We start from the raw sequence: 26,882 nt of genomic DNA on the forward strand, positions 1-26,882 counted from the left end.
CCGGTACCGCGGTACCAGTTTTCGGCCTACCCCGGAAAAGAGGACGACCCTCGCCAGGGGGGGAGGAGGCGAGGGTCGTCTGGTTCAGCCCCGGGGGGTCGGGCTGAACACCGCCCGGAATGAACCGGGCTCGTGGAAAATACTACACCCGTGGACGTCCTTGTTTGCAAGTTCAACCGTCTCAATTTGTGGACTTGTTCGGAGCGAGTCGAGAAGAGAAGTTGCGCGACATCCAACGGTCACCACCGGCCACTATGGTGACAATCGTGACCCTCAGCGCAGACACCGACGACGCCCCCGCCGGCCGACGCGCAGCGCGCGTCGCCGCCTTCTTCGACCTCGACAAAACGATCATCGCGAAGTCCAGCACTCTGGCCTTCAGCAAGCCGTTCTTCGACCAAGGTCTGATCAACCGGCGAGCGGTACTCAAGAGCAGCTATGCGCAGTTCCTGTTCCTGCTCTCCGGTGCCGATCACGACCAGATGGAACGCATGCGCGCGCACATCGCCGGCATGACCGCCGGGTGGGACGTCGAACAGGTGCGAGCAGTGGTGGCCGAAACCCTGCACGACATCGTCGATCCCCTCGTCTTCGCCGAAGCGGCCGATCTGATCGCGGACCACAAACTCCGCGGACACGACGTGGTGGTCGTCTCGGCGTCGGGTGACGAGATCGTGCACCCCATCGCCGAACTGCTGGGTGCCGACCACAGCATGGCCACGACGATGGTGACTGTCGACGGCAAGTACATCGGCGAGGTCGACTTCTACTGCTACGGCGAAGGCAAGGTCGACGCCATGAAGTCCCTGGCGGCACAACATGATTACGACCTGGCCAAGAGCTACGCTTACTCGGATTCGATCACCGACGTGCCGATGCTGCGGGCGGTCGGGCACCCCACCGCCGTCAATCCAGACCGCGCGCTCCGCAAAGAGGCCTCGTCCCTCGGCTGGCCGATTCTGACATTCTCGAACCCCGTTTCGCTGCGCTCCCGCATTCCGAATCCGTCCGGGAAGACCGTAGTAGCCAGTGCTGCAGCAGGTTTCAGCGCAATAGCGGCCGGCGCGATCACCTACGGACTACTCCGCAGAAAACGATGAGCCCAAACCCTTGATGTGAGCGGCGTCACGGGGTACAAATGACGTACGGAAGAACGGAAGGCCAAGAACGAACCGGAAGAGAAGGTTCGCTTCTCCCGACCGCGATTCCCAGCACGGACACCGGCACCCACGCGGAGCTTGCCACCTAATGGCAGAAGCGCTGTGGGCCTGCGATATTCGTGGGTGATCAGCAAGAACCCTGCACCGGTTGCAGGGATGACCTCATCACCGTCGAGTTCTCGCCGAGGCCACGTGGTAGTCCATCACAGCTCACCTGTGCACGCTTGGTAACCAGGCGCTCCGTGCTAACGGGCGGCGACGTCGACGCAAGTCGGCATCGCCGCCCTTTTACGTGTGCACAACTCCTACTGTGCAGCTTCGGCAATCGAAGTCGCTTCTGCCGCACCAGCTTCGAATGCTCCGAGGCAGAGGATCACCCAACTACCGACGCCCGTTGCCGTGCCCTCGGCGAACCCGGCGGCTCCATCCCGGTACGCGTTCGCTCGACGCATCCAGCTCACCTCGGGCACGCCCAGGTTGTGCGGATCAAATCCCGACGATGCAGCCACCAACCTCGATGCAGCACGCGCGACGATGCCGTCGGCAGTTCCGAAAGGCCGCAGCGTCACCAGTTCACCGTGCACGACTGCCGCGATCACCGGAGCCGGCGCGGAGGTTCCACCCGTCACCAACTGTGCAAGGAGATCGAGCCGCTCGCCGATGCCCGCGTCCGCGCGCGGCCGACCGAGCGAGGACGCGTCGTCGACGAGATCCGCGGCGGCCAACAGATGTAGGCGGGCCAGCGTCTGCAGTGGTGCGCGCTTCCACGTCGACAACGTGTTCTGCAGGGCGTCACCGTCGAGAGCAGCGGCCACTCGCAGCGCACCCGCCAGAATCGGGTCACCCTCCTCGCCTTCGCGAGGGAAATCCATCGAACCGCCCTCGAGCGCGGAGGACGAACGAGCTGCCCGAACAGCGGCCTCGGCCGCGGTCGCCGGCCACCCACGACGATTGGCCTTGTGCCGATGCACGGCACCGAGGGCATCGCGTGCCCGTTCGGCGGATTCGACAACTCCGGGCAATTCCAGCAGCGGGGCGAGGGGGTCCGTCACGACAGACGACGGTACCCCTCACCCACCGCGGCTATGCGCCCAGCTGCACCGAGCCACCCGGAATTGCTGCGAGCAGCTTCTGGGTGTACTCCTGCTGCGGGTTGTCGAAGACGGCATCGGTCGACGCCGCCTCGACGATCTCGCCGCTGCGCATCACGAGCACGTCGTCAGCAATCTGACGGACCACCGCGAGGTCGTGCGTGATGAACAGGTACGTCAACCCGAGCTCGGCCTGCAGGTCGTTGAGCAGAGACAGGATCTGCGCCTGCACCAACACGTCCAGAGCCGACACTGCCTCGTCGCAGATGACCATTTCGGGCTCGAGGGCCAACGCACGAGCGATTGCGACACGTTGCCGCTGGCCGCCGGACAGCTCGTTGGGGAACCTGCGCATCACCGACGACGGCAGTGCCACCTTGTCCAGCAGATCACGGACTCTGGCTTCCCGCTCGGACTTCGACCCCACCTTGTGGGTGCGCAGAGGCTCCTCGATGGTGCTGAAGATCGAATACATCGGGTCCAGCGTCCCGTACGGATTCTGGAAGATCGGCTGCACTCGACGACGAAACGCGAACGCGTCCTTGTTGTTCAACCCCGCCACATCGCGCCCGTCGAACTTCACCGAACCCGCAGTGGGCTCGAGAAGTCCCAGAACCATCTGTGCCACAGTCGACTTGCCAGAACCCGATTCGCCGACGATCGCAGTGGTGGTACCGCGTGCGACTCCGAACGACACATCCTTGACGGCCGTGAACACGGACGACTTGAACGGGTTGCCGCCCCGGAGCTTGAATTCCTTGGTCAGCCCCTCGACCACGAGCACAGTGTCCGCGGCCGGCTCGAATGCCGAGTCGGTCTCCTCGGTGACGGCCTCGACCGCCACCTGCTTGGCATGCTCGACGATGTCCTTGCGCACCACCGACGACTTCAGTCGCTGCGACGCCAGAGACGGCGCGGCGGAGACGAGCTTGCGCGTGTACGGATGCTGAGGGTCCTGCAGGATCTCCAGTGCCGGACCGGATTCCACGATCCGTCCCTTGCTCATGACGACGAGGTGCTCGGCTCGTTCGGCAGCCAGGCCCAGATCGTGGGTGATCAGCAGAACCGCGGTGCCGAGTTCCTTCGTCAAACCTTCGAGATGATCGAGAATCTGACGCTGCACGGTCACGTCGAGAGCGGACGTCGGCTCGTCGGCAATCAGTAGTTTCGGTCGTGCCGAAAGCCCGATCGCGATGAGCGCGCGCTGACGCATACCGCCCGAGAACTCGTGCGGGTACTGATTGACCCGCTTCTCCGAATCGCTGAGGCCCGCTTCTTCGAGCAGCTCGGCTGCCCGAACACGCGCCGCCTTACCCTTGGCGATGCCGTTGGCAGCGAGGGCCTCCTCGATCTGGAAGCCGATCTTCCACACCGGGTTCAAGTTGGACATCGGGTCCTGCGGAACCAGGCCGATCTGACTGCCGCGGATGTCGACGAAGTCCTTTTCCTTGGCCTGCGCCAAGTCACGGCCCTCGAACAGGATGCGCCCCGCCGTCACCGTGCCGGTTCCGGGAAGCAGGTTGATGATCGAGTGCGCGGTGGTCGACTTACCGGAACCGGATTCGCCCACGATCGCAACGGTTTGCCCCGGGTAGACCGTCAGCGATACTCCGCGAACAGCCGGGACCGCACCGGAGTTGGACCGGAACGAGACCTCAAGATCTTGGATGTCGAGCAGGGGCTGCTCCACTGCGATGCGTGCTGGATCCGTCATCGCTTCCTCGCCTTCGGGTCGAGGGCGTCGCGCAGGGCGTCACCCATCATGATGAAGCCGAGCACCGTGATTGCCAGCGCTGCAGCAGGATAGAAGAGAATGGTCGAGCCCTGTCGCAGGGTGACCTGAGCGGCACTGATGTCGCCGCCCCAGGAGACCTCGGTGGGAGGCAGTCCGATGCCGAGGAACGACAGCGTCGCCTCGGCCACGATGAACGTACCGAGTGAAATCGTCGTGATGACGATGATCGGTGCCATCGCGTTCGGCAGTACGTGCCTCATCAGAGTTCGCAGTCGCGTCAAACCCAAAGCCTGCGAGGCCATTACGTAGTCGTTGCCCTTCGCCGACAGCACTGCACCGCGAGTGATGCGAGCCATCTGAGGCCAGCCGAACAACGCCAACACCAGAATCACCGTGAAGATCGTGCGATCGGTGAACAGCTGCATGAGGACGATGGCCGCCAGAATCAGCGGAACGCCGAAGAAGATGTCGGTGATCCGTGAGAGCAACGAGTCCGCGATGCCGCCGTAGAAGCCGGCCAGAGCACCGAACACGACGCCGATGACCAGCACGAGGAACGTGACCCCGACTCCGGTTAGCACGGACGCCCGAGCACCGAACAGCACCCGGGAGTAGATGTCGCAGCCCTGTCGGTCGTAACCGAACCAGTGTCCGGATCCCGGGCCCTGCATGCTGAACTGCAGATCGCAGAAGCGCGGATCGGTACTGGTGAACAGGCCAGGCACGGCTGCGACCACGATGACGGCCAGGATGATGATGGCCGAGACGATGAACATCGGACGCGTGCGCAGGTTCCGCCACGCATCCGACCAGATGCTGGCGGGTGCGTCGTCGATGACGACAGCGTCGGTCTGCGACACGTCGATGACCTCGTCGGCCTCGACGAAACGTGCTTGGCGAGTAGCGCGATCGGCGTCGACGCTCTTCGGGGTGATGGGATCAGACATAGCGAATCCTCGGGTCGAGCGCGGCATAGAGAAGGTCGACAATGAGATTGGCGACCAGATAGACGACGATCAGCACGGTCACGAAAGACACGACGGTCGGTGCCTCACCGCGGATGACGGCTTGGTAGATGGTGCCGCCGACTCCGTTGATGTTGAAGATTCCTTCGGTGATGATCGCGCCGCCCATGAGGCTGGCCAGATCTGCACCGAGGAACGTCACGACGGGAATCAGCGAGTTACGCAACACGTGCACGTTGACGACACGGTTACGCGAGAGCCCCTTGGCCGTCGCCGTCCGCACGAAGTCCGCACTGAGATTCTCGGCCACCGACGTGCGCGTCAACCGCACCACGTAGGCGAACGAGACGGCTCCGAGTACGAATGCCGGCAGCAACAGGTTGGTGAAGCTGGTGTTGCCTCCCACTGTCGGCGGCACCCAACCCCACTTGATACCGATGAAGAACTGCGCGAGAAAGCCGATGACGAAGATCGGCACGGCAATGATGACGAGGCTGACGACGAGGACCGTCGAGTCGAACAGCTTGCCCTTGCGCAGACCCGCGATGAGACCGAAGCCGATACCGAACACGGCCTCGATCACGAGGGCCATCGAGGCGAGCTTGGCCGTGATCGGAAACGCTTGTACGAGAACTTCACTGACCGGGCGGCCCGAGAAGGACATGCCGAAGTCGAACGTGAAAATGCCCTTGAGGTACAGCAGGTACTGCACGATGAACGGCTGGTCGAGGTTGTAGCGGGCGCGCAGTTGGTCGGCGACGGCGGGACTGATCGCCTTGTCTCCGGCCAATGCCGCGATGGGGTCTCCTGGCAGCAAGAAGACCATGGCATAGATCAAGAATGTCGCCCCGATGAACACGGGGATCATCTGAAGTAATCGGCGTCCGATGTACCAGAGCATCGGATCACCTCCTTTGGAGGAAGGTGGACGTCACCGCAGAGGCGCAAGGATCAGCTGCAGCGGGGCGTCGAACGTAGATACGGGAGTGAGCGAGCACACGAGAAGGGCGGTAGGTGGAAGACCTACCGCCCTTCTCGGTCTCTACAGCAGTGGAGCGAACGTGATCAGTTCTTCTCGATCTGGTTGTAGATGGGGATTCCGTCCCAACCGATCTTGACGTTGGTGACGTTCTCCGACCAACCACTCGCTGCGTTGCGGTACCAGGTCGGCACTGCGGGCAGGTCGTTGAGCAGGATTTCCTGAGCCTGGTTGGTCAGCTCCTGCGCCTTGGTCTTGTCGGTCTCACCTGCGGACTCGCGGAGCAGGCGGTCGAACTCGGGGTTGGAGTACTCACCGTCGTTGGAGCTGCCACCGGTCTGGTAGTTCTGTGCCAGGAAGCCGTACTGCTGCGGGTAGTCACCCTGCCAGCCCGACCGGAAGGCGGTCGCGATGGTGCGGTTGGTGGCTTCGGTACGCAGCTGAGCGAACGTCGGGTACGGCGCACCCTGCGCCTCGATGCCGAGCGTGTTGCGGATGCTGTTGCTGACCGCATCCACCCATTCCTGGTGTCCACCGTCGGAGTTGTACGCGATGGAGAACGTTCCGGACCACGGCGCGATGGCATCGGCCTGGGCCCACAGAGCCTTGGCACCCTCGGGGTCGTACTCGACGTTTCCGACGTCGGAGAGATCGCCGGTCCAGCCGTCGATGGCCGGGCTGGTGAAGTCCTTGGCCGGGGTACGGGTCTTGTTGAAGATCTGCTCGGTGATCTGGTCGCGGTTGATCGCCTTGGAGATCGCCTGACGACGCAGCACACCCTCTTCGCCACCGAAGTGCGCGAGGCGGCCCGGAATCGTGAACGTCTCGATCGACGCGGACGGCTGGTTCACCGTGCGGTCGGGAAGATCGGACTCGAAGGTGGTGACGGCCGAGGCCGGAACGTTGTCGAGAACGTCGACGTTGTTCGACAGCAGGTCCGTGTATGCGGTGTCGAGGTTGCTGTACAGAATGAAGCTCACGCCGCCGTTGGCGGGCTTGCGGTTACCGGCGTAGTCGGGGTTCGTGACCAGGTCGATCCGCACGTTGTGCTGCCAAGCGCCCTCCTGGGCGAACTTGTACGGGCCGTTGCCGATCGGGTTCTCGCCGAACGCGGCGATGTCCTGGTACGCAACCTCGGGCAGCGGGTAGTACGCGGCGAAGCCGAGACGATCGGGGAACGCTGCCTCGGGCTGCTTGAGCTCGATGGTGAACGTCTTGTCGTCGACGACCTTCAGACCGGACATGGTCTGCACCGTCGGGTTCTCGGCTGCGACCTCGTCGTAGCCCTGAATCGGATCGAAGAACGATCCCTGCAGCTGCGCATTGGTCGACAGTGCGCCGTAGTTCCAGGCATCGACGAACGACTTGGCCGTGACCGGCGTGCCGTCGGTGAACTGCCAGCCGTCCTTCAACGTGACGGTGTAGTTCTGGCCGTCGGTGGTATCGATCGAGTCCGCGACCTCGTTCTCGACACCGCCCTCGGGGGTGTAGGACACCAGGCCGGCGAAGATCGAGTCGACGACACGTCCGCCGGTGTTCTCGCTCGTATTGGTGGGCACCAAGGGGTTCTGCGGCTCACCGCTCCAGGCGTTGATGATGCCGGAGCCGTCTCCTGACCCTCCGCCGCCGGTCGAATCGCTCGAAGAGCACGCCGTCACCAGCGCCGCTCCGACGACAACTGCGATTGCAGCTGACGCGATGCGTGTTTTACGCAAGGAAATCCTCCATCCAGATGTGAACACGGGGTCGTCCGTGCTCAGTTCCTCGGGCGCGACGCCCGGGGATTCGTGGGCGACCGCAAGACACGGCCTGTGAGCCGTACCAACGATCTGATGGAACGAACTTTAGACACATCCTGAAACGAACATGTGAACTCCCCCGGGTTTTGTTGACCGGCGAGTAAGTCGGAAACATGATCGAAACGTTTCGGCAAGTCGATTTCTCACAGTGCGGGCATAGCCGCCGAGACAGCCTCCCGTCGACGACGGCGATGACCGTCCATCGTGCGGAAACAACCGATCACCGCAGATCAAGGGGTTGCAGCCGATTGCAACGGTGCGATCGCCATCACATGTGACTACCCTCACTAGGGGCTCGAGACCGGCTAGTGAGTGCCGTTTCATGGGCGAAAAGCATCGGACGAAAGAGAGCTATTCGAGATGACGACCAGTACCTCCGGCAGCGACGAGACCGCGGTTGCCTCCTACGCACCCTCGGCCGAGTTCGCGGCGCAGGCGAACGCTCAGGCAGATCTGTACGCCGCCGCGGAGAAGGACCGGCTCGCGTTCTGGGCGGAGCAGGCCCGCCGGCTGCACTGGCACACCCCGTTCACCGAGGTACTCGACTGGTCCGACGCCCCCGTCGCGAAATGGTTCGCCGACGGCGAGCTCAACGTCGCCTACAACTGCGTCGACCGCCACGTCCTCGACGGCCACGGCGACCAGGTCGCCATCCACTGGGAAGGTGAACCCGGCGACAGCCGCGACATCACCTACTCCGATCTGCTCGCCGACGTCAGCCAGGCGGCCAACACCTTGACCGAGCTCGGGCTCGTCTCCGGTGACCGCGTCGCGATCTACATGCCGATGATCCCCGAGGCCATCGTCTCGATCCTCGCCTGTGCACGCCTCGGTCTGACCCACTCGGTCGTCTTCGCCGGGTTCTCGGCCACGGCACTGCGCTCGCGCATCGACGACGCCGAAGCCAAACTCGTCATCACCACCGACGGCCAGTGGCGACGCGGCAAACCCGCCCCCATCAAGGACACCGTCGACGAAGCCGTGGACGGAGCCGCCTCCATCCGGAACGTTCTGGTCGTCAAGCGCACCGACTCCGACGTCGCCTGGACCGAGGGACGCGACCTGTGGTGGCACGAGACCGTCGCGAAAGCGTCGAAAGAGCATGAGGCGCAGCCGTTCCCGGCCGAGCACCCCCTGTTCATCCTCTACACCTCGGGTACGACGGGTAAGCCCAAGGGCATCATCCACACCTCCGGCGGCTACCTGACGCAGACCTCGTACACCCACCACAACGTCTTCGACCACAAGGCCGGCACGGACGTCTACTGGTGCACCGCCGACATCGGCTGGGTCACCGGGCACTCCTACATCGTCTACGGACCGCTCTCCAACCGCGCCACCCAGGTGGTCTACGAGGGCACCCCCAATTCGCCCGACGAGCACCGGCACTGGAACGTCATCGAGAAGTACAAGGTGTCGATCTACTACACCTCCCCCACCCTCGTTCGTACATTCATGAAGTGGGGCAAGGAGATTCCCGAGGCACACGATCTGTCCTCGATCCGCCTGCTCGGGTCCGTCGGCGAGCCCATCAACCCAGAGGCGTGGCGCTGGTTCCGCGACGTCGTCGGCGGCGGCAGCGCCCCGATCGTCGACACCTGGTGGCAGACCGAGACCGGCGCGATCATGATCTCCCCGCTCCCCGGCGTCACCGCCACCAAGCCCGGCTCGGCCATGACTCCGCTGCCCGGTATCTCGGCCAAGATCGTCGACGACGACGCCAAGGCACTGGGCAACGGCGGTAACGGATACCTCGTTCTGTCCGAGCCGTGGCCGGCGATGCTCCGCGGGATCTGGGGCGACATGGACCGCTACAAGGACACCTACTGGTCCCGCTACGCCGAAGAAGGCTGGTACTTCGCCGGTGACGGTGCCAAGTACGACGAGGACGGCGCCCTGTGGGTCCTCGGCCGCGTCGACGACGTCATGAACGTCTCGGGCCACCGCATCTCCACGTCGGAAGTGGAGTCGGCATTGGTGAGTCATCACAGTGTCGCCGAGGCTGCCGTCGTCGGTGCCGCCGACGAGACCACCGGTCAGGGCATCGTCGCGTTCGTCATCCTGCGCGGCGGCGAGGAGAACACCGGCGACGCATTGATCGCCGAACTCAAAGCTCAGGTCTCCAAGGAGATCTCGCCGATCGCCCGGCCACGGGAAATCTCCATCGTGCCGGAGTTGCCGAAGACCAGGTCCGGCAAGATCATGCGCCGCCTGCTCCGTGACGTGGCCGAGGGCCGCGAACTCGGTGACGTCTCCACCCTCGTCGACCCGAAGGTGTTCGAGGCGATCAAGAAGGGTCGCTAGCGCTCCCATGTGAGTGGAACCTCGTAGCCCACTACGAGGTTCCACTCACATGCGGCGCAGCCGCTCAGACGCTGTCGAGCGACTGGTCTCGCGTTTCCTTCATGATGATCAGCGAGATCAGGGTCAGCGCAGCGGCGATGGCGAGATAGACGCCCACCCAGCCGACGCCGTAGGAACTCACCAGCCAGGTTGCGATGAACGGAGCCACTGCGGCACCGAGGATCGACGCGGTGTTGTACGAAATTCCCGAGCCCGTGTAGCGCACGTTCGTCGGAAAGAGTTCGGGCAGAACGGCACTCATGGGCCCGAACGTCAGGCCCATCAGTCCCAGGCCGACGCACATGAACACCAGCATCTTGCCTGCCGACGCGGACGACGGGTCGGCGAACCAGTGGAACGACAGACCGAACAGCACGATCGCCGCGGTGATGACGATGAGCGTGGGGCGGCGGCCGTACTTGTCGGCGAGCAGCCCGGCGACCGGGATCAGCGCCGCGAAGAACAGCACCGCGATGAGCTGGAGCTCCAGGAAGTCCGTGTACGGAATCGCGAGCTTGGGCCCGTTGACGTCGGCCACCTTGCCTGTTCCGTAACTGACCACCCACGTCGTCATGATGTAGAAAAGCGTGTAGGTGGCGAGCATGACGAACGTACCGATGATCAGTTGACGCCAGCTCGTCTTGAACACCTGGGCCAACGGGGTCTTGACCTTCTGGCCGCGCTCGACCGCCAGCTTGAACACCGGCGTCTCCTCGAGCTTGAGACGGACGTACAGGCCGATGATCACCATGATCGCGCTGAGCAGGAACGGGATGCGCCAGCCCCACGTGAGGAACGCATGGTCGGTGCCGGAGTTCGCGGAGTCGTAGCCGGTCGCGATGACGATGAGCAGGAAGATGCCGTTGGCGAAGAAGAAGCCGATCGGCGCACCCAGCTGCGGGTACATCGCCGCCCAGGCTCGCTTGCCCGGCTTCGCGGTTTCGGTGGCCAGCAACGCCGCACCACTCCATTCACCGCCGAGGCCGACGCCCTGAGTGAAGCGCATCAGCGCCAACAGAGCCGGTGCCCACAGACCCGCCGCGGCGTAGGTCGGCAGGAGCCCGATCGCGAACGTCGCGACACCCATCGTCAGCAGGGACCCGACGAGGGTGGCCTTGCGTCCGATGCGATCACCGAAGTGGCCGAACAGAATCGAGCCGATGGGTCGCGCGACGAACGCCAAACCGAACGTCGCGAACGACGCCAGCAGCGCGGTCGTGTCGTTGCCTGCGGGGAAGAACAGGCGGGGGAAGACGAGTACTGCGGCCGTTGCATAGATATAGAAGTCGAAGAACTCGATGGACGTACCGACCATCGAGGCGATGACGATTCGGGACCGAGGCACCTGAGGTGCGGGAATTGCGCCGTCGTCCGTGACGGCGTGGGGTGAACTCACGAGTGCTCCTGAAGGGGAAAGTTCCCTGAAAATTACCTGATGAACACCTGAGAATTTCACGCCCCCGGGCCGTTCGTTGCCGATTCGTGCAACATTCCCGTGTTTGTCGCGACGGGCGGAGAGGTAACCGAAGACGGGCCGAGCGTCGCTCGGCCGCCGCGGGACAGATAATCTGCTACTTAGGCACTACTGTCGATACGATCTTCCGCAACACCGAGCAGAGCGATCACCGCAATACCGAGCACAGCGATTACAAGGGGTCGAGAGTTGAGCGTCAGCAATGACAAGGGATACGGCAACGGCGTCCCGAACACGATTTCGTCGATACCTCTCACCGATGTCGATGCCCGCACACCCGGTAGCGCGAGCATCGGAAACCTCGTCAAGGACGCCACGACTCAGGTCTCGACGCTGGTGCGTGCCGAGGTGGCCCTCGCCAAGGCCGAGGTCACCGGCGAGGTCAAGAAGGGTCTGCAGGGCAGCGTCTTCTTCATCGTCGCGCTGACGGTGCTGCTGTTCAGCTCGTTCTTCTTCTTCTTCTTCGCCGCCGAACTCCTCGACGTGTGGCTCTACCGATGGGCCTCGTTCCTCATCGTCTTCGTGTTCATGGTGCTGGTTGCCGGCCTGTTCGGGTTCCTCGGCTACCGCAGGGTCAAGAAACTGCGCAAGCCCGAGAAGACCATCGACTCCCTGAAGCAGGCGTCGACCGTGCTGCCCAACCAGCACGACAGCATTCCCGGAATCCCCGGCTACAAGAAGTAGACGACGCCCGGCGAGTCGAGCAGTATGAATCATCCCGATCCGTCCACGGTCCGTTACCCGGGACAGTGGATCCATCGCGACATCCATGCCAATGGAATCCGGTTCCACACCGTGGAGGTCGGCGAGCATGCTCCCGACGCCCCGCTCGTGGTGCTGCTGCACGGCTTCGCCGACTTCTGGTACTCCTGGCATCACCAGCTCGACGCGCTCGCGAGTTCCGGAGTGCGAGCGGTCGCAGTCGACCTCCGCGGCTACGGCGACTCCGACAAGCCCCCACGTGGCTACGACGGATGGACCCTGGCCGGCGACATCGTCGGTCTCGTTCGTGCGCTGGGGTACCCGCACGCGACGTTCGTCGGTCATGCCGACGGCGGCCTGGTGTGCTGGGCGAGTTCGGCTCTGCATCCGCGAATGGTCCGCTCGATGGTCCTGATCAATGCACCGCACCCGATCTCGTTGCGCCGCGCCGTGCTGAAGGATTCCGAACAGCGCGGTGCTCTGCTGCCGCACTTCATTCGGTATCAAGTTCCGCTGCGCCCCGAGAAGCTGCTCACCCGGCGAGGGGGCGCGGCAGTGGAAGAATTGATGCGCAGCCGCGCCGGGTCGCAATGGCAGCGCACCGACGATTTCTCCGATACCGCAGGCAAGATGCGCTCGGCCATCCGAATTCCTGGGGCCGCGCACAGCGCACTCGAATATCAGCGCTGGGCGTTCCGTAGCCAGTTCCGCGCCGAGGGCCGACGATTCATGGACGCCGTCGACGTGAAGACCTCGATCCCCGTCGCGCAGATCAGCGGTGACCTCGATCCGTACGTCCTCCCCACCACCCTCGATCGCGATCGGCACTGGGCACCGGGGCTGACCCGTCGAACGGTGCGGGACGTCGGGCACTACGTGCACCAGGAAGCCCCCGACGTCGTGTCCGAGGAAATCCTGCGCGTAGCGCTCGAGAGCTGACGTCCCGCCGTCAGACGATGCAGTCGCCGGTCCCCACACTGACCGGCGCATCGAAGCTGCGGGCGAGCTCGTCCGAGATCTCGGTTGCGGTCAAGACGAATCCGGTATCGGGGTCGTCGACGGCAGCACCGAACACCACACCGAGTACCTCACCGTTCGAATTGACCAGTGGCCCACCGGAATTGCCCTGCCGCACCGATCCGCGAACTGTGTAGACCTCACGTTGAACAGTTCCGGTGCGGTAGATGTCCGGTCCGCTGAGGTTGATGATCTCGCGAATGCGCGCTGGGCTCGCCGTGTACGGACCGCCGCCCGGGTAGCCCAACACGATGGCGTCGGATCCGGATTCGGCCGGGTTCGGCGCGAACGGCAACACCGGAGCCTGCAGCTGCGAAACTCGAAGCACTGCAACATCTTCTTCGGGATCGAACAGGACGACGTCGGCGTCGAGAGGGCCGTCCGGAGAATCGACGGTCACCTCGGAGGTACCGGCCACCACGTGGGCGTTGGTCATCACCAGATCCGGCCCGACGACGAAACCCGAACCCTCGAGCGCCTTCTGGCAACTCGGGGCAATTCCGTTGATCTTGATGACGCTCGCCTGCAACGCCACCGGGACGGGGCCTGCGGCGATCCCGGAGTCGGGAGCAGCGACCTCGGCGACCGGAGTGCGTCCGAACGGACCGATGACGTCCGGCAGCCCGGACGTGTCGAGCAGCGCCGAAAATTCCTTGGGCACCTGACGCAGCCACTCGGGTGCCACCTCGTCGACCTTGCCCAGGACCGTCGAGCCACGCACGGCACTGGCCACCTCGGGCTGCGACGAGGACGTCAGCGGAATGGCGAGCAACCATGCGGCAGCGAGCACGGCCGCGGCCTGCAGACCTGCCCCGATCGTGCTGTCCACGGATCTGGCTGAGCGCGAATGTATTCCGCTGCGCAACGCACGACCCAGAACCATGCCGGCCACCTCACCGACGATCACCAACACCACGATCAACGCGATACCGACGAACACCCTCGTGCGTGATCCGTCGACGTGTTCGAGCACGTGCGGTGCCACCAGAATCCCGGCGACGGCACCCAGAACGACTCCCAGAAACGCCAGCGCCGACGCCACCGCCCCCTGTCGCCATCCCGACGTCGCCGCCAGCAGCGCGACGGCGAGCACCGCGATATCGACCCACCCTGAACCCGTCACCGATCGAGCCTCGCTCCTACCGCAGTCAAGCTGGCCTCCAGATCGCGTATATCCCCCGTGTCCCATTCGGACTCCCAGCCCGACACAGCGAGCAGGCCCGCCAGAATACCGCCCGTGAATCCCCACACCAGCATTCCCTGCACCGAGAAGGCCGGGCCCTGGTAGCCGGCGGGGTGACGCACCTGGAATCGGTTGGCCGGATCGAGCAACTCGCGCAGGGGAACTCGCACCACGCGCTCGGTTTCGCCGGCGTCGACGACGCGGACCGGGGTTGGACTCTGCCAGTACGAGAGCACGGGAACCACGTCGAATCGGGACGGCGGCACGTAGATGCCGGGCATCGTCGCGAGCGGTACGACGCCGGCCGGGTCGAGACCGGTCTCTTCCTGGGCCTCGCGCAGCGCCGTTCCGATGGGCCCGTCGTCACCCGGGTCGGTGGCACCGCCGGGGAAGGCGATCTGCCCACTGTGGTCGCGCAAGGTCGACGCCCGCTGGGTCAGCAGTACGTCGGCCTCGGCGGGTAGCCCACCGGGCGCGGTCGGATCGGCGGCAGCCGGACCACCGAACAGCACCAACACCGCCGCCGAGCGGGTTCGATCGGCCGGCTGAGCCTGCCGTTGCAGCACCGGGTTGATGCCGGTGGTGTCGGTCAGTCCGTTTTCGCTGCCGGCGACGTCGAGCATGCGCCCGAGCCACTCGGGTGCGCTCACGACGCGACTCCGAGGTTCTCGCGGACTGCGTCGGCGATGTCGTCGACGCTTGTGAAGGGTTCGGTCAGCACCTTGGCGACAGTGCCATCCGCAGATATCAAAACGGATACGGGCAACACGTTCGGCGCTTCCGCCGCCGCGGCGACGCGTCCGGCACCGTCCTGAACGCCGGGCAGCGTGACGCCGTACTCGGCCAGACGGGTCAGCCCGTTGGACTCGTTGGCATCGTTGTGGACGGTCAACACCGTGACTGCATCACCCGCCCGCTGCGCGTATTGCTGCAGGTACGGCAACTCCTTCGCGCACGGGCCGCACCAGTAGGCCCAGATGTTGAGCAGTGCGGGTCGCCCGGCCAGAGCCTGGCCGAGGTCGACGGACGAGCCGTCGCCGATGCATTCGAGGGTGATGCCCGTCAACGGGCCTGCTGCAGCGCCCGACGGTGTCGGACATGCGTCGAGACCGGCAGTCTGCCGCAGCGGTGCCAGAGCCTCGGGACTATCGGCGGCACGACGCTCGGCCGTCGACGGTCCTTGCTGCCCCAGACCGGGACCATCGGCACGCTGCGTTGCCGGAGATTCATTGCGTGGCCAGAGGGCATAGACCATCCCGACGACGAGAATGAGCGCGACCAAAGACCAGCGGAGTGCGGCCTTGTTCACGACACGATTCCGGCTAGAGCGAGCAGATGATCGGTCTCGGGGCCTCTCACCAGGGCTGCAGCGGTCGCCGGATCGGTCGGGCCGAGGCCGAACGACGGGCAGTCCTTGGCCAGGACGCACACCCCGCACGCCGGCGTGCGGGAGTGGCAGACGCGTCGACCGTGGAAGATGACGCGATGGGAGAGCACGGTCCACTCTTTCCGCTCGATCAGCGCGCCGACGGCGTGCTCCACCTTGACGGGGTCCTCTTCTTCGGTCCACTGCCAGCGCCGCACCAGTCGGCCGAAGTGGGTGTCGACGGTGATGCCGGGAACGTCGAACGCGTTGCCGAGCACGACGTTGGCCGTCTTCCGGCCGATGCCGGGCAACGTCACCAGATCCTTCAACGATGCGGGGACTTCGCCGTCGAAGTTCTCGAGCAACTTCTGACCCAGCCCGATCAGCGAGTTGGCCTTGTTGCGGTAGAAGCCGGTGGTTCGGATGAACTCTTCGAGTTCGGTTCGGTCGGCTTCGGCGTAGTCGCGAGCTGTGCGGTATCTCACGAACAGGGCCGGAGTCACCATGTTGACGCGCTTGTCGGTGCACTGCGCCGAGAGGATGGTCGCGACGGCGAGTTCGAGGGGCGTGGTGAAGTCGAGTTCGCAGTAGACGTGCGGAAACGCGACCCCGAGCGTTCGGTTCATCCGCCGGGCCCGCCGCACGAGGCCGAGTCGCGTCTCCTCGCGTTTGCGCACGTCGGGGCGTTTCGGGGCTGTCGATTCCACGCCACAACTGTACGGACAAGAATGCGTAACGAACTACGCGAGCGCGCCGAGCTGTGTTTGTATCGAGACCTTTTCGGTGTTAACTGGCCGGTATGCAAGGACTCGCCGTGGTGCTCTTTCCGGTACTACTCATGCTCTTCGCACTCGCGATGGAGCGCGTCGAGTTCCGGCTCAGCAAGCTCGGCGTCCGGGAGCACGAAGTAGAGGAATTCCTCGATCAGGCGAGCAAGTCCGAGGTCGCCACACTGGCGAACGAGGGCTTCCCCCACGCCCTGGCTCGGTTCAACTCCCGCAAGCGTCACCAGACTCCTCCGCGCACGATCGACACGCGCGACGGCATGGTCGACCAACGGGCCAGTTGAGCACCCATTTGTCCGCATTCGGATGAATTTACGGTGAACGCGAACAGACGTACCGTTCCTCTGGCAACCTGTGGTGGCGTCGATCACTCGGTTTCGGCCGAGTCGAAGTAGACTCCCCTGAGGTAATTGTTGTGTTTGAACATTGCATCGGCATCGACGCCTGAATCGCAGCGCGATTCGGTGGTGAGACGAGTGTGTACAGACGCCTTCGGGGGTGCGGGTCACCGCATCACCGACATCCCAAAAGGAGCGCAAGTGGACGACGTCCTGGCACGGGCCGGCATCTTCCAAGGAGTCGAACCCTCTGCGGTTGCGGCACTGACGAAGCAGCTGCAGCCTGTCGATTTCCCCCGGGGACACGTGGTGTTCAACGAGGGTGAGCCCGGAGACCGGCTCTACATCATCGTTTCCGGCAAGATCAAGCTCGGGCGACGCTCCCCCGACGGCCGCGAGAACTTGCTGACGATCATGGGACCGTCGGACATGTTCGGCGAGCTCTCCATCTTCGACCCCGGCCCTCGCACGTCCTCGGCCACCACGGTCACCGAGGTGCGCGCAGTCAGCATGGACCGTGCGGCCCTCAAGGACTGGATCGATCAGCGCCCCGAGATCGCCGAGCAGCTGCTGCGCGTCCTGGCTCGCCGGTTGCGTCGCACCAACAACAACCTGGCCGACCTCATCTTCACCGACGTCCCCGGACGCGTGGCCAAGGCGCTGCTGCAGCTCGCCCAGCGCTTCGGCACCCAGGAAGCGGGATCGCTGCGCGTCACCCACGACCTGACGCAGGAAGAGATCGCTCAGCTCGTCGGAGCGTCGCGCGAGACCGTCAACAAGGCACTGGCCGACTTCGCACACCGCGGATGGCTGCGCCTCGAGGGCAAGTCCGTACTGATCTCGGACTCCGAGCGCCTGGCTCGCCGAGCTCGCTAGCTAGTTCTCCCTGAGGTAGGCCAGCTGCGTCTTGACCGACATCCGCGCAGCCGGCCACAACTTCTTGTCCACGTCCGAGTAGACGTGGCGCACCACCTGCATCGGTTTGGCGTCGTCTCCGATCTCGGCCAACGCCGCCCGCACCTGATCCAGCCGCTGCCGACGGTGAGCGCGATACAGTCGCGCCACCTCGGCGGTGTCCGGTAGATCGGCCCCGTGCCCCGGCAACACCGTCTTGCCCGCACCGGCGGCCTCGAGTCGATCGAGCGAATTCAGATAATCCGCGAGCGAGCCGTCCTTCGGGTCGAGCACCGTGGTGCCGCGGCCGAGGATCGTATCTCCCGTCAGGACCGCGTCGTCGAGCACGAAGCTCACCGAATCCGCCGTGTGACCGGGCGTGTGAAGCACCCGGATCCGTAGACCCGCCGCATCGATGACCTCGCCGTCGGCCAACCGCTCGCCGCCACCGTGCAGAAACTTCTCCCCCACCGCCCGCACCGGTGCCCCTGTCTTACGGTGAAACCGCTTCAACCCCGCCGTGTGATCGGCATGGCGATGGGTCACCAGCGTCAGCACCACCGTGCCCGACGCGGCGACGGCGTCGAGATGGGCCTTGTCCTTCGGCCCCGGGTCGACGACGATGCACTCCTCGGAACCCGGTGCCCGCAGAATCCACGTGTTCGTTCCGTCGAGCGTCATCTTGCCCGGGTTCTCCGCGAGCAGAACCGACGCCGTGGGCGTCACGTGCCGGACCAGTCCGTAGGCGGGATGCGTCAAGTTCGAGTCGGCCATTGAAACACTGTAGGACGCCCACTGTTCTCGAGGTGGAACAGGACCGGTGCCGACGACTAACGTCGACGCATATGAAGATCGGACTCGTCGGTGCCGGCCCCTGGGCTCGCAAGACTCAGGCCCCCTCGCTGCTCGCTCATCCGGAAGTGAACTTCACCGGAGTGTGGGCCCGCAGACCGGACGCTGCGGCCGAGTTGGGTGCACCCGTCTACGAGTCCTTCGACGCCCTGCTCGATGCCGTCGACGCGGTGGCGTTCGCGGTTCCACCGGCTGTGCAAGCCGGGTTCGCCCTCCGCGCCGCGCGAGCAGGCAAGCATGTGTTGCTGGACAAGCCCATTGCCGCCACCGTGGCAGAGGCCGAGGAATTGGCCGAGGCCGTCACCACCGCCGAAGTTCGTTCGATGGTGACTCTGACACTCCGATTCGCCCCGGAGACAAGGCAATTCCTCGCCTCGACAGCGGGCCGCCCCTGGGCAGCCGGCTCCGGAACCTGGTTCTCCGGCGCCACTCTCGGCGGGGCGTACTCGGAATCACAGTGGCGACACGACGACGGGGCGATCCTCGACATCGGGCCACACGTCTTCGATCTCCTCGACGCGGCACTGGGAACCATTGCGCGCGTTGCCTACTCGCACCGCGACGTGGCGTCGGACAGTTGGACCGTTCTACTCGAACACGAGGGCGGCGCGCGGAGCACCGTCCAATTGTCGCTGCGGACACCGGTCATGCCGTCGCTCATGCGGATCGAGCTGTCCGGACCCGCCGGAGTCGACACCTTCACCGACCGATCCACGTCGTCGACCGACTGTTACGCCGTACTGCTGGACGAGTTCCTCGAGTCGGTGGAATCGGGTGTCGACCACGAATGCTCGGTACACCGAGGACTGCACTTGCAGAGGGTGATTGATCGGGCGCGGGAGTGGGCACCCTGATCGTGTGACCACCATGGACGTCAAAGATGCGATGTTCCACTACACCTCGGCCCCGCATCGCTCGTTGGACCAGTACACGACGTTCGTCTTCGACTCGGGGGACCACGAGCCACCGACGTTCGACGACGTCGTGGCCCACGTCGAGAGACGCGCTCGATTCGTTCCGAGACTGCAGATTCGCATCGGCGATGCGGTAGGTCTGTTGGAGTACCCCCGATGGATCAGGGACCCGACGCCGCCTCGTGACCACGTGGTCGACCACGATCTCTCCGACGGTCGTCACACACTGAATTCGTTTCTGGCCGAACGCGCGTGCGTTCCGGTCGATGCTACGACGCGGGCATGGACCGTGCACGTCGGCCGGGGCCTGTCGGGCGTCGACGGTATCCGCGGTGCGGCCACCGTCGTGATCGTTCAGGTCAGCCACGCATTGTCCGACGGGTCGGTCGGTACCCGCATCGTTCGAGCTCTCTTCGGACCGGACGAGCCGACCGACAACGTCACGTTCCCCGACGACCCTGCCGTCTCTCGTCCACGTCGCGTGCGAGATGCGGTCGTTGCGACGGCGCTCCTGCCCTACCGCTGGGCGCGGTCGCAGCGGCGGATGGGGCGAGCACAGCAGACGTATCTCGACGCCGTGCGGACCGGGGAGCTGGTTGCCCCCGCACCGGTCGAACCCACGCGCGTCAACGCCCATCCCGACGAAACGAGAGCGGTGCACGTCCTGCAGTTCCCGAAGTCGCAGTGGACAGGCGGGCCGGCCACCGTCACGGCTACCGCACTCACCGCCGTCGGAGCGGCGTTGTCGACGTATCTCGCGGCGCACGGAGAGAGGGTCGGCACCCGCATCCGCGCCACAGTGCCCACCGCGATCGAGACGTCGGCGGCCTGGCCTGCCGTCAACCGAACCGTCCCGGCTGCCGTCGATCTGCATCCCGAACTCACCGACGTGCCCGACCGAGCATCGGCAGTGGCGCACGCGCTCAACCTGCAGCGTGAACGCGTGAACGATCGCCGCCACATCGACGCCACCCGGTCGGCCGAGCTCTACCCCGCCGCTCTACTGCTCGGCTTCGGTCGCCGCGCCCGGCTCGTCGCGCCTCGCAGCGGTACGCCCGAGCGTGTCACCAGCCATACCGTGGTGACGAGCGTCAATCGAACCGGTCTGGACCTCGAGTTGGGGTCGAGCCGGGCAACCCTGTGCGCGGGGGTCGCATCGCTGAGCCCGGGCTGCAGCATCACCCACGCCGTGTACGGATACGGGGACGTCGTCACCGTCTGTGTGACGGCCTGCCCGACGACGGTCCCCGATCACGCCGTGTACGCCGACCTGCTGCGTTCCGCAGTCGACGAGACCTGCGGTGCACTTCATGGGACGTCGACTACTGCAGTTCGACGATGAGCTCCACTTCCACCGATGCGCCGAGGGGCAGTTCGGCGACACCCACGGCCGAGCGGGCGTGCTTGCCTGCGTCACCGAAAATCTCGCCGATGACGTTCGAGGCTCCGTTGACGACACCGGGCTGACCGGTGAAGCCCTCCGCGGAAGCGACGAAGCCGACGGCCTTGATCACGCGTGCGACCGAATCGATACCGACCAGCGCATGCACCGCGGCCAGCGCGTTCAACGCACAGATCCGCGCAGCTGCCGTGGCGTCCTCGGCCGACACGTCGGCACCCACCTTGCCGACGGAGGTCAGGTTTCCGTCCACGATCGGCAGTTGACCGGAGGTGTAGACGAGCGAACCCACCTGTACGGCGGGGACGTACGCGGCCAGCGGCGGAACGACGTCGGGCAGCTCGATGCCCAGCTCGGAGAGGCGTTCGCTCCAGTTCGCCACGGCGTCAGCCCTTCGGACGCTTGAAGTACGCGACCAGTGTGTCGCCGCCGTTCGGTCCCGCCATGATCGTCACGAGCTCCCAGCCCTCGGAGCCGTAGTTGTCGAGAATCTGCTTGGTGGCGTGAATCAGCACCGGTGCGGTGAAGTACTCCCAGATGATCTTTTCGCTCATGACTCGAAGCCTATCGCCCACCGGAGTACGAGGGGTGCGTCACTGCGATCGGGTGATTATCGGTTCTATCGGACGACCGGCATCGCGTCTCTATATGGTCGAGGCGTGGGTACATCGAAGCAAGAGGGATGGCCGGCGAAGGCGGATGCCGCGCGGCTGCATTTCGTGTCCGGCAAGGGCGGTACCGGTAAGTCGACGGTCGCTGCCGCGCTGGCGTTGACGCTGGCCGCGGGTGGCCGGCGAGTGTTGTTGGTGGAGGTCGAGGGCAGGCAGGGCATCGCGCAGCTGTTCGACGTGCCGCAGCTCCCGCCGGTGGAGACCCGCGTCGCCTCGGCGGACGGCGGCGGCGAGGTCTACGCGCTGGCGATCGACATCGAGACCGCGTTCCTCGAGTATCTCGACATGTTCTACAACCTCGGTTTCGCCGGCCGCGCGATGCGCAAGATCGGTGCCATCGAGTTCGCGACGACCATCGCGCCCGGCCTGCGTGACGTACTGCTGACCGGCAAGGTCAAGGAGTGCGTGGTGCGCACCGACAAGAAGGGCAACCGCGCGTACGACGAGGTGGTCGTCGACTCGCCGCCCACCGGCCGCATCGGAAACTTCCTCGACGTCACCAAGGCCATGGCCGACCTGGCCAAGGGCGGCCCGGTCCGCTCGCAGAGCGAGGGCGTGGTGCGGTTGCTGCATTCGTCGGACACCGTCGTGCACCTGGTCACCCTGCTCGAAGCATTGCCGGTGCAGGAGACGGCAGATGCGGTACGAGAGCTCGAAGCAGCCGACCTCCGCCTGGGCACGGTGATCGTCAACCGCACCGAGCCGACGTACCTGCCTGCCGACTCCCTCGAACCCATCGCCGAGGGCGAGATCGACGCCCTCGCAATTCAGGATGGCCTGGCCAAGACCGGAATCACGTTGTCCGAGGCCGACTTCGCGGGTCTCCTGACCGAATCCATCGAGCACGCGTCGACGCTGTCCGCTCAGGTGGAGAGCGCAACACAACTCGACGAGCTCGACGTCGCACGCATGACGCTGCCGATGTTGGCCGACGGCGTCGACCTCGGCGGCTTGTACGAGCTCGCCGCCACGCTCGCAGAACAGGGTGTCCGATGACTCGACCAGCAGCAACCGAACTCGACGTCGACCGCATCCTCACCGACCCCGCGTCACGAATCGTCGTGGTCTGCGGCGCAGGCGGTGTCGGGAAGACCACCACCGCAGCGGCGATGGCTCTGCGTGCCGCCGAACAGGGCAGGCGTGTCGTCGTGCTGACCATCGATCCGGCTCGCCGGCTGGCCCAGGCCCTCGGGCTCGGCGACCTCGACAACAGCCCGCAGCCGGTAAAATTGGGTGCCGACGCCAAGGGCGAACTGCACGCGATGATGCTGAACATGCGGCGCACGTTCGACGAGATGGTCATCGAACATTCGACGCCGGAAAAGGCGGCGCAGGTTCTGGCCAACCCGTTCTATCAGACTGTGGCGTCGTCCTTTTCGGGCACGCAGGAGTACATGGCGATGGAGAAGCTGGGCCAGCTGTCCCTCGACGCGTCGTGGGATCTGATCGTGGTGGACACTCCGCCGTCGCGCAATGCGTTGGATTTCCTCGACGCTCCGCAACGGCTCGGGTCGTTTCTCGACGGGCGTTTCATCCGGCTGCTGACCGCTCCCGGACGAGGCATCACCCGTGTCGTCACCAGCGCGATGAGCCTGGCGATGCGCGGCGTCTCGACCGTCATCGGCAGCCAAATGCTCTCCGACGCTTCAGCTTTCGTGCAATCGCTGGATTCGATGTTCGGCGGTTTCCGCGAACGCGCCACGCGCACATACCAACTGCTGCGCGAGGACGGCACCAGTTTCCTCGTCGTCGCCGCTGCCGAGCCCGACGCATTGCGCGAGGCCGCGTTCTTCGTCGAGCGACTCTCCGCCGAGAACATGCCGCTGGCCGGACTGGTGGTGAACCGGACGCATCCGACGCTGTCGTCGGTGCAGGCCGATCACGCCGCCACTGCCGCCGATCTCCTGGACCGGATCGACGACCCCGGTGCCGAACTGACTGCTGCGGTGCTGCGTATCCACGCTCAACGCGCGGTGACCGCGGCGCGCGAGGTGCGGTTGCTCAAACGCTTCACCGGCGCGCACCCCCGCGTGCCCATCGTCGGTGTTCCGTCCCTGCCGTTCGAGGTCTCCGACCTCGCCGCACTACGCGCGGTGGCCGACCAGCTGACCCGCAGAGGCTGATCGGCCGTACCGGCAGGCGGTCAGATCGCCGCCTGCTGCTGACGCTGGGTCTCGAAGAATTCGGACCAGGAGTCGACCTCGGGGTGCTGCTTGAGCAGTGCCCTGCGCTGACGCTCCGTCATGCCACCCCACACACCGAACTCGACGCGGTTGTCGAGCGCATCCGCACCGCACTGCATCAGAACCGGGCAGTGCCGGCAGATGGTCGCGGCCTTGCGCTGCGCTGCACCCCGGACGAACAGCTGGTCCGGATCCGTGCCCTTGCACCGAGCGTGTGACACCCAAGCGATACGTGCTTCTGCTTCCTCTACATCGAGTCGCGTCGGCGCGGTTGTCGTGTGCATGGCGGATCCCCTTTACGTCTCGGTCGCCCTCACTGGGCGTCCTGGAGGCTCCGAGCAGTTTGTACCTCGGTGTCGAAGCACAAATTCTAGGAGCTGCCCCACATTCATTATCAAGTGTTATGCGAATCACACTGTGCTCATAATTTAGGTAAACCCGGCCCCGAATGCAAGACGGTGAGGTCACATTTCTGGTACGGGCGTCCCGAGCAGGGGCGCAGCGCACAACGCATGCGGGGCACTGCCGATCCGAACGAGGCACACGTACGCTGTGCTCTGTGTCAGTTGGAAAAACCGTGGCGAAGCTCGCCGGATGTTCAGCACTCGCCGGTGCATTGCTCGCCGGCGTGATGTTCCCCTTGGCCGGTGGGTTCGGGTTCGCGTCCAACCGCGCCGCCGATACCGTCGACAACGTCTCGGCCGAGTTGGTCGAGGGTGCCGTACCTGCTGTTTCGACGATGACCGACGTCAACGGCAACCCGATCGCGTGGCTGTACGAGCAGCGCCGCTTCGAGGTACCGAGCGACAAGATCTCCAACGAGATGAAGCTGGCCATCGTCTCCATCGAGGACCGGCGCTTCGCCGAGCACCAGGGCGTCGACTGGCAGGGCACACTGCGCGCGTTCCTGACCAACACCACCAGCGGCCAGGTCCAGCAGGGTGCATCGACCATCGACCAGCAGTACGTGAAGAACTATCAGCTACTGGTCGTGGCGAAGACCGACGCCGAGCGACGCGCCGCCATCGAGACGACGCCCGCCCGCAAGATCCGCGAGATCCGGATGGCGTTGACGCTCGACAAGGAACTGACCAAGGACGAGATCCTCACCCGCTACCTCAACCTGGTGCCGTTCGGTAATGCCTCGTTCGGCATCCAGGACGCGGCTCAGACGTACTTCGGCATCGATGCCAGCCAGCTCAGCGCCGTCCAGGCCGCGATGCTCGCCGGCATGGTCCAGTCCAGCTCGGCCCTCAACCCGTACACCAACGAAGAGGGTGTGATCGAGCGCAGGAACACCGTGCTCGACACGATGATCCAGAACCTCCCCGAGCGTGCGGCCGAGCTCACCGCACTCAAGGCCGAGCCCCTCGGCGTGCTGCCGGTCCCCCAGACCCTGCCCCGCGGCTGTATCGCCGCAGGAGACCGGGGATTCTTCTGCGACTACGCGTTGCAGTACCTCGCTCAGGCCGGAATCAGCCAGGAGCAAATAGACAAGGGTGGGTACCTCATCCGCACGACGCTCGACCCCGCGGTCCAGAACTCCACCAAGGCCGCGCTGGTCAGCAACACCAGCCCCTCGCTCGACGGCGTGGCGACGGTGATGAACGTCGTCGCCCCGGGCCAGGACCAGCACCGCGTCCTGGCGATGGGCAGCAGCCGCACCTACGGCCTCAACGCCGACGCCGACGAGACCGTGCAGCCACAACCGCACTCCCTCGTGGGCAACGGAGCCGGCTCCATTTTCAAGATCTTCACCACGGCCGCCGCCATGGAACGCGGACTGGGCACCAGCGCAACGCTGCAGGTCCCCAAGCGCGTGGAGGTCAAGGGCGTCGGCGACGGTGGTGCTCGGAACTGCCCGGCCTCCACCTACTGCGTGGAGAACGCGGGCAACTACCCACCCGCGCTGTCGATCACCGACGCGCTGGCTCAGTCCCCCAATACTGCCTTCGTCAAGCTGATCGAGTCCGTCGGCGTCACGCCGACGGTCGACATGGCCGTCCGTCTCGGCCTGCGCTCGTACACCGACCCGGGTTCCTCGGGTGCCGAGCAGTCGATGGCCGATTTCCAGAAGAGTCAGAACCTCGGGTCGTTCACCCTCGGACCCACCTGGGTTAACCCGCTGGAGCTCTCCAACGTGGCCGCGACCTTGGCTTCGGGTGGCAAATGGTGCCCGCCGACCCCGATCGACTCGATCTTCGACCGCGACGGCAAGCCCGTTCCCGTCGCTCACCAGGCCTGCGAGCAGGTCGTCGAACCCGGTCTGGCGAACACCCTCGCCAACGCTATGAGCAAGGACGACCAGGCAGGTGGCACGTCCGCGTCCGCCGCTGCCTCGGCCGGCTGGAACCTGCCGATGTCCGGCAAGACCGGTACCACCGAGTCGAACCGATCCTCGGGCTTCCTCGGGTTCACCAACAATTACGCCGCCGCCGTGTACACCTACGGCGACTCACCGACGCCCAGCGAGATCTGCTCGTTCCCGCTTCGGCCCTGCGGTTCGGGAAACCTGTACGGCGGTAACGAACCCGCGAGAACCTGGTTCGACGCGATGAGCCCGATCGCCACCAACTTCGGGCCCGTCCAACTTCCACCGGTCGATCAGAAGTACGTCCGCGGCTCGGCCAACGGACAGGTACCCGACGTCACCGGCCAGAGCCAGTCGTCCGCGACGTCCACGCTGCAGGGTGCGGGCTTCCAGGTGACAGCGGTGACGACGGCCGATCAGGCTGCGCGCGGAACCGTGGTGTCGACGTCACCGTCGGGCAGTGCGGTTCCCGGATCGAACATCACGATCTACGTCAGTGACGGATCGGTTCGCCCGGCACCGGCTCCGGCCCCTGCCCTGCCGCCGGGTATCCAGATACCGGACCTGCCGCCGGGTATCCAGATACCGGCAATCCCCGGGCTCACGGCTCCTCGCTGAGCGGCTTCGCCACATGTGAGTGGAACTTCGTAGTGGGCTACGGGCGGATTCGAGCGGTGGTTGCAACGTGCCTGATCATTAGGGATGTTTGCGATGGTTCACC

25 protein-coding genes are annotated in these 26,882 nt (G+C 65.1%); 11 read left to right on the forward strand and 14 right to left on the reverse strand.

Features of this window, described 5'->3' with window-relative positions:
* Positions 1-254 precede the first annotated feature (254 nt).
* The gene (locus JLZ96_RS23360; protein ID WP_205912680.1) at positions 255-1,100 is read left to right on the forward strand and encodes an HAD-IB family hydrolase; all 846 of its coding nucleotides are present in this window, start codon (positions 255-257) and stop codon (positions 1,098-1,100) included.
* A 365-nt stretch (positions 1,101-1,465) separates the two neighbouring features.
* Here the strand turns inward: JLZ96_RS23360 and JLZ96_RS23365 are convergent, their stop codons facing one another.
* The 5 genes from JLZ96_RS23365 to JLZ96_RS23385 all read right to left on the reverse strand — a co-directional run bounded on the left by JLZ96_RS23365 (position 1,466) and on the right by JLZ96_RS23385 (position 7,645).
* Positions 1,466-2,212 carry an oxidoreductase gene (locus JLZ96_RS23365; protein WP_201011381.1) on the reverse strand — a complete coding sequence of 249 codons (747 nt, stop codon included), beginning with the start codon at positions 2,210-2,212 and terminating at the stop codon, positions 1,466-1,468.
* A 31-nt stretch (positions 2,213-2,243) separates the two neighbouring features.
* A complete protein-coding gene (locus JLZ96_RS23370) occupies positions 2,244-3,965 on the reverse strand; it encodes an ABC transporter ATP-binding protein (protein ID WP_027494481.1) in 1,722 nt (573 codons plus the stop codon).
* On the reverse strand, positions 3,962-4,933 hold the full coding sequence (locus tag JLZ96_RS23375) for an ABC transporter permease (protein WP_032386012.1): 972 nt from the start codon (positions 4,931-4,933) through the stop codon (positions 3,962-3,964). Before JLZ96_RS23375 ends, JLZ96_RS23370 begins: the two co-directional genes overlap by 4 nt.
* Positions 4,926-5,852 carry an ABC transporter permease gene (locus JLZ96_RS23380; RefSeq protein WP_027494483.1) on the reverse strand — a complete coding sequence of 309 codons (927 nt, stop codon included), beginning with the start codon at positions 5,850-5,852 and terminating at the stop codon, positions 4,926-4,928. The genes JLZ96_RS23375 and JLZ96_RS23380 overlap by 8 nt, the downstream gene beginning before the upstream one ends.
* 164 nt (positions 5,853-6,016) lie before the next feature.
* Positions 6,017-7,645 carry an ABC transporter substrate-binding protein gene (locus JLZ96_RS23385; protein ID WP_027494484.1) on the reverse strand — a complete coding sequence of 543 codons (1,629 nt, stop codon included), beginning with the start codon at positions 7,643-7,645 and terminating at the stop codon, positions 6,017-6,019.
* 444 nt (positions 7,646-8,089) lie between these two features.
* Between JLZ96_RS23385 and acs the strand changes: the two genes are divergently transcribed.
* Positions 8,090-10,033: an acetate--CoA ligase gene (acs, locus tag JLZ96_RS23390; protein WP_201011382.1), complete on the forward strand. Its 1,944-nt coding sequence runs from the start codon at positions 8,090-8,092 to the stop codon at positions 10,031-10,033.
* Positions 10,034-10,097: 64 nt separating this feature from the next.
* Here acs and JLZ96_RS23395 read toward each other — a convergent pair whose 3' ends face one another.
* Entirely contained in the window at positions 10,098-11,468 is a 1,371-nt protein-coding gene (locus JLZ96_RS23395; RefSeq protein ID WP_027494486.1) for an MFS transporter, read from the reverse strand.
* 267 nt (positions 11,469-11,735) lie between these two features.
* On the opposite strand from JLZ96_RS23395, the gene JLZ96_RS23400 reads away from it, so the two are divergent.
* A complete protein-coding gene (locus tag JLZ96_RS23400) occupies positions 11,736-12,230 on the forward strand; it encodes a phage holin family protein (RefSeq protein WP_027494487.1) in 495 nt (164 codons plus the stop codon).
* A gap of 24 nt (positions 12,231-12,254) precedes the next feature.
* Positions 12,255-13,187 (forward strand): alpha/beta fold hydrolase, encoded by a 933-nt coding sequence (locus JLZ96_RS23405; RefSeq protein WP_201011383.1) that lies wholly within the window; start codon positions 12,255-12,257, stop codon positions 13,185-13,187.
* A 10-nt stretch (positions 13,188-13,197) separates the two neighbouring features.
* Here JLZ96_RS23405 and marP read toward each other — a convergent pair whose 3' ends face one another.
* Genes marP through nth form a run of 4 tightly spaced genes read right to left on the reverse strand, consistent with a single transcriptional unit; the run spans position 13,198 to position 16,440 of the window.
* Positions 13,198-14,388, reverse strand: a complete 1,191-nt coding sequence (gene marP / locus JLZ96_RS23410; protein WP_094662478.1) for an acid resistance serine protease MarP — start codon at positions 14,386-14,388, stop codon at positions 13,198-13,200.
* On the reverse strand, positions 14,385-15,071 hold the full coding sequence (locus tag JLZ96_RS23415; RefSeq protein WP_032386606.1) for a CoA pyrophosphatase: 687 nt from the start codon (positions 15,069-15,071) through the stop codon (positions 14,385-14,387). Before JLZ96_RS23415 ends, marP begins: the two co-directional genes overlap by 4 nt.
* A 23-nt stretch (positions 15,072-15,094) precedes the next feature.
* The gene (locus tag JLZ96_RS23420) at positions 15,095-15,703 is read right to left on the reverse strand and encodes a TlpA disulfide reductase family protein (protein WP_201011400.1); all 609 of its coding nucleotides are present in this window, start codon (positions 15,701-15,703) and stop codon (positions 15,095-15,097) included.
* 50 nt (positions 15,704-15,753) lie between these two features.
* Positions 15,754-16,440, reverse strand: coding sequence for an endonuclease III (nth, locus tag JLZ96_RS23425; protein WP_205912677.1), 687 nt, complete (start codon positions 16,438-16,440; stop codon positions 15,754-15,756).
* A gap of 173 nt (positions 16,441-16,613) precedes the next feature.
* Here nth and JLZ96_RS23430 point away from each other — a divergent pair, with 173 nt between their 5' ends.
* Entirely contained in the window at positions 16,614-16,883 is a 270-nt protein-coding gene (locus JLZ96_RS23430) for a hypothetical protein (protein WP_032364550.1), read from the forward strand.
* Between the two features lie 255 nt (positions 16,884-17,138).
* Positions 17,139-17,813 (forward strand): Crp/Fnr family transcriptional regulator, encoded by a 675-nt coding sequence (locus JLZ96_RS23435; protein WP_027494494.1) that lies wholly within the window; start codon positions 17,139-17,141, stop codon positions 17,811-17,813.
* On the opposite strand, the gene JLZ96_RS23440 is transcribed toward JLZ96_RS23435, so the two are convergent.
* Positions 17,814-18,605, reverse strand: coding sequence for an MBL fold metallo-hydrolase (locus JLZ96_RS23440; protein ID WP_032392776.1), 792 nt, complete (start codon positions 18,603-18,605; stop codon positions 17,814-17,816).
* A 71-nt stretch (positions 18,606-18,676) separates the two neighbouring features.
* On the opposite strand from JLZ96_RS23440, the gene JLZ96_RS23445 reads away from it, so the two are divergent.
* Positions 18,677-19,537 carry a Gfo/Idh/MocA family protein gene (locus JLZ96_RS23445; protein WP_032392777.1) on the forward strand — a complete coding sequence of 287 codons (861 nt, stop codon included), beginning with the start codon at positions 18,677-18,679 and terminating at the stop codon, positions 19,535-19,537.
* A gap of 13 nt (positions 19,538-19,550) precedes the next feature.
* Positions 19,551-20,939: a wax ester/triacylglycerol synthase domain-containing protein gene (locus JLZ96_RS23450; RefSeq protein WP_236254222.1), complete on the forward strand. Its 1,389-nt coding sequence runs from the start codon at positions 19,551-19,553 to the stop codon at positions 20,937-20,939.
* Here the strand turns inward: JLZ96_RS23450 and JLZ96_RS23455 are convergent.
* Together JLZ96_RS23455 and JLZ96_RS23460 are read right to left on the reverse strand one after the other, a co-directional pair.
* Positions 20,920-21,378: a RidA family protein gene (locus tag JLZ96_RS23455; RefSeq protein WP_027494498.1), complete on the reverse strand. Its 459-nt coding sequence runs from the start codon at positions 21,376-21,378 to the stop codon at positions 20,920-20,922. The two genes, JLZ96_RS23450 and JLZ96_RS23455, sit on opposite strands and share 20 nt — an antisense overlap.
* Positions 21,379-21,382: 4 nt before the next feature.
* Entirely contained in the window at positions 21,383-21,550 is a 168-nt protein-coding gene (locus JLZ96_RS23460) for a DUF4177 domain-containing protein (protein ID WP_072691993.1), read from the reverse strand.
* A 105-nt stretch (positions 21,551-21,655) separates the two neighbouring features.
* Between JLZ96_RS23460 and JLZ96_RS23465 the strand changes: the two genes are divergently transcribed.
* Entirely contained in the window at positions 21,656-22,663 is a 1,008-nt protein-coding gene (locus JLZ96_RS23465) for an ArsA-related P-loop ATPase (protein ID WP_201011385.1), read from the forward strand.
* Positions 22,660-23,790 (forward strand): ArsA family ATPase, encoded by a 1,131-nt coding sequence (locus JLZ96_RS23470; protein WP_027494500.1) that lies wholly within the window; start codon positions 22,660-22,662, stop codon positions 23,788-23,790. Before JLZ96_RS23465 ends, JLZ96_RS23470 begins: the two co-directional genes overlap by 4 nt.
* A 20-nt stretch (positions 23,791-23,810) precedes the next feature.
* Here JLZ96_RS23470 and JLZ96_RS23475 read toward each other — a convergent pair whose 3' ends face one another.
* Positions 23,811-24,134 carry a WhiB family transcriptional regulator gene (locus tag JLZ96_RS23475; protein ID WP_008712729.1) on the reverse strand — a complete coding sequence of 108 codons (324 nt, stop codon included), beginning with the start codon at positions 24,132-24,134 and terminating at the stop codon, positions 23,811-23,813.
* Positions 24,135-24,427: 293 nt separating this feature from the next.
* Between JLZ96_RS23475 and JLZ96_RS23480 the strand changes: the two genes are divergently transcribed.
* Entirely contained in the window at positions 24,428-26,779 is a 2,352-nt protein-coding gene (locus JLZ96_RS23480) for a penicillin-binding protein (RefSeq protein ID WP_027494501.1), read from the forward strand.
* Positions 26,780-26,882 lie beyond the last annotated feature (103 nt).

Source organism: Rhodococcus sp. NKCM2511 (assembly GCF_014905595.1).
GTDB classification, from domain to species: domain Bacteria; phylum Actinomycetota; class Actinomycetes; order Mycobacteriales; family Mycobacteriaceae; genus Rhodococcoides; species Rhodococcoides fascians.